Here is a 3,017-nt window from a genome sequence, read left to right as displayed (position 1 = left end):
ATTTTCGTTATGAACGATAATTGAGCGTGATGCCTTTGAGGAGATTGCGCATGAGCTGGTCGCCCAGTTCCTTATAGTTTTTATGGCCTTCTTTCCGGAGAAAGGCGCCAAGTTCGCCTTTGGAGACATTGATTCCGGCTAGCTTCCATAAATCGAGCAAGTCTTCACTCGTCAATTCCAGCGCGATGCGAAGCTTTTTCAAGACCAGGTTGTTGACGTGCTCACCGCTTACTTCGGGCGGGCCGGAGTCGCCAGGTTTCGGTCCGCGGTTGAAGGTGATCAGCCCGTTCAAGAAGCGCTCCAATTGGTCGTTTGCCAATGGTATATTGGCTTCTGCCCCTTCATCGTCAGGTTCCGGCGTTTTCGTTAAAATCAATGGTACATCGACAGCATCCACTTTCTCGCCGCCGAGTGCGAAAATTTCTTTTACATCGCTATTTTTCAAATCCAGCGCATAGCGCAGCCGGATCAAAATATCGTTATTGTCCATATGAAAAATCCTCCTGCCATGTTCTATTCAAATCCTGTTCCATCATAACACAGAGAAATGGCGCCCCGGAGCATCAGGGCGCCATTTTTCAGCGTTCGATAAACGTATGGCGGAACCATGTATATTCGCTGATATGCAGTTCGCGCAATTGGTATTTCAGAATCTTGCCTGAAGCATTGCGCGGCAATTCGTCTGCGAACCGGAATTTTTTCGGCGCTTTATGCTGCGGCAAATGCTCGAGCAAGTATTCAGAGAGCGCTACTTCATCGATCGGTGCCCCATCTTTCGGAACGATGACGACACCTACGATTTCGCCCCATTCTTCTTCTGGAATACCAACGGTCGCCGCTTCCTGGACTTGCGGATGGCGATTCAACACTTGTTCGATTTCGATGGAATAAATATTATTCCCAGCAGAAATGATGCGGTCGGATTTGCGGTCGACAAGCGTAATATAGCCGTCTTCATCGATCGTCGCAAGATCCCCCGTCAACAGCCAGCCGTCCCGGAATGCTTCTGCGGTTTCTTCCGGCATATTGTAATACGATTTCATGATCGTCTCACCGCGCATGATGAATTCACCGACTTGGCCAGGTTTAACGTCGTTCATTTCCTCATCGACCACACGGACATGGGTCATATACATCGACTTGCCGCCGGCTCCCTCTTTATGGGCATGCTCGCTTGGCAGCAAATAGACACCTCCCGGGCCCCCTTCAGTGAGGAAGCATAAATTGTAAAATTGCTCGTGGCCGAAAAATTTCATGGCCCGCGCGACAAGGCCATTGGGCATCGGGTCGGTCCCGTACATGCATTTGCGGATTGTGCCCAGATTATAATTTGCGCTCTCAGGTGCTTCCATCAACGCATGGTACATATCCGGCAGCCCGAAAAATACGCTACAGCCGTCCTGGTGGATTGCGTCCACTACATCCCTCGTCGCGAATTCACGGAGAATGGTTTGCGGGATGCCGAGCATGACCCCGGTCACGAGAAATAAATTGAGTTGGGAAGGATGGAAAAACGGCGCCGCATGAAGCAAGCGATCGTCATGGTTGACGCCTGTCCCGAGAATGAACGAAGTGCTGACATTGACGATGCGCTGATGGTCAAAAAGCGCTCCCTTTGGCGGGCCGGTCGTTCCCGACGTATAAAGGATTTCTGCATCGTCTTCCGGCAAGATGTCGACTTTCGGCTCTGAGCGGTCGTAGTCCAGTGCTTCGTCCCAACTGAGATGCGCTTCAACTTGCGCTTTCGGGTAGACGATCACCTGATGCAGCAGATCGTCCAATTCTTTCGCTTCCGCCACTAAGCTTTCGAATTCATTGTCGCAAAACACATAAACTGCATCCGACTGGCCGAATAGATAGCCCGCTTCCTCGGCATTTAGCCTGTAATTGATCGGAACCACGACGCCGCCTGCTTTCAACGCGGCAAAAAACGTAATAACGTACGCATCCGAATTCTTCATGAACAGCGCCACTTTATCGCCCTTTGAAATTCCCTCCCGCACCAAGCCGTTCGCCAAGCGATTCACTTCCGCGTTCAATTCTTGATACGTATAGGATTTCCCTTCAAAGTTCAATGCGGGTAAATTGGGCTGGCGCGTCGCATTCATCGTCAACGATGTTGTGATGTTCATTTCCCATTCCTCCTTTGTTTGCTCATGAATCTCCCCTTCTGCCTGATCGGTAGTTCTTCAATATTATAATATTCTGAAAATATAGTCAATATACCAATAATTGGAAATGAAAAAAGACTCTTTTCAGAGCCTTTAATGTCTCAATTAATTCATCATTAAGTAGATGAGATACAGCGGAATCAATCCCATCGCCATGTATTTGGCGACTGTGAATGTGCTCATGCCGAGGCATTTCATCTTTGCAAACAGCGCTTCACGGAAATCATTGAATAATCCGGGCATTACAACGCCCTCCTTCAGGGTATAGTGCTAGTATAGGACAGCAAGAGGGCCGAAGAACAGCACAATGCATTCCTTTCTGTAACTTTTTATGGCCTCTTGCGGTCTACTCTATAGACAAAAAAGGGGGCGAACCCGATGAGGCAAAAAACCGCAATCGGCTGGCTAATAGTTTTGATCGCCGCTATATTGCTCGCTGCGTGTGGCACCGAAAGCGATAATCTGCCGGAAGATCCGGATTCAGGGGGTGAGATTATCGAAGGCGAAGTGACATCGACCATAGAAGAGACTGACAATGGAACTTACCGCTATACCGTCAAAAACGATACGCAAGAAGCGGTGACATTCAACTTCACGAGCGGGCAGCGCTATGATTTCACATTGACCGATGAACAAGGCATTGAAGTGTTCCGCATGTCGTCTGTCAGCATGTATACCCAAGCACTCGGCGAGGAAATCCTGCGGCAAGGCGAGGAGCTTCAATACGAGATCCAAGTTCCAGAAGCCAATCTTGAACCCGGCACCTATACGCTAGAAGTGTGGATGACGCCGACACAAGGCGCAAATTATCCAGCAGAAATCGAGCATACGATCGAATAGAAAAAC

Annotated in this window: 4 protein-coding genes; 1 reads left to right on the top strand and 3 read right to left on the bottom strand. The window is 49.2% G+C overall.

Annotated features, from left to right (window positions below):
• Positions 1–7: 7 nt before the first annotated feature.
• The 3 genes from ON064_RS17865 to ON064_RS17855 all read right to left on the bottom strand — a co-directional run bounded on the left by ON064_RS17865 (position 8) and on the right by ON064_RS17855 (position 2,414).
• Positions 8–490 carry a YehS family protein gene (locus ON064_RS17865; RefSeq protein ID WP_274625823.1) on the bottom strand — a complete coding sequence of 161 codons (483 nt, stop codon included), beginning with the start codon at positions 488–490 and terminating at the stop codon, positions 8–10.
• An 88-nt stretch (positions 491–578) separates the two neighbouring features.
• Positions 579–2,162, bottom strand: a complete 1,584-nt coding sequence (locus ON064_RS17860; RefSeq protein ID WP_274625824.1) for a class I adenylate-forming enzyme family protein — start codon at positions 2,160–2,162, stop codon at positions 579–581.
• Between the two features lie 114 nt (positions 2,163–2,276).
• Positions 2,277–2,414: a hypothetical protein gene (locus tag ON064_RS17855; RefSeq protein WP_167456531.1), complete on the bottom strand. Its 138-nt coding sequence runs from the start codon at positions 2,412–2,414 to the stop codon at positions 2,277–2,279.
• Positions 2,415–2,549: 135 nt separating this feature from the next.
• Here ON064_RS17855 and ON064_RS17850 point away from each other — a divergent pair, with 135 nt between their 5' ends.
• The gene (locus tag ON064_RS17850) at positions 2,550–3,011 is read left to right on the top strand and encodes a BsuPI-related putative proteinase inhibitor (RefSeq protein ID WP_274625822.1); all 462 of its coding nucleotides are present in this window, start codon (positions 2,550–2,552) and stop codon (positions 3,009–3,011) included.
• The last annotated feature ends 6 nt before the right edge of the window (positions 3,012–3,017 follow it).

This window comes from Planococcus sp. A6 (genome assembly GCF_028823615.1).
In the GTDB taxonomy this organism is placed as follows: domain Bacteria; phylum Bacillota; class Bacilli; order Bacillales_A; family Planococcaceae; genus Planococcus.
The sequence above is the reverse complement of the archived record's forward strand: the minus strand, read 5'-3'. Positions and strand labels throughout refer to the sequence as shown.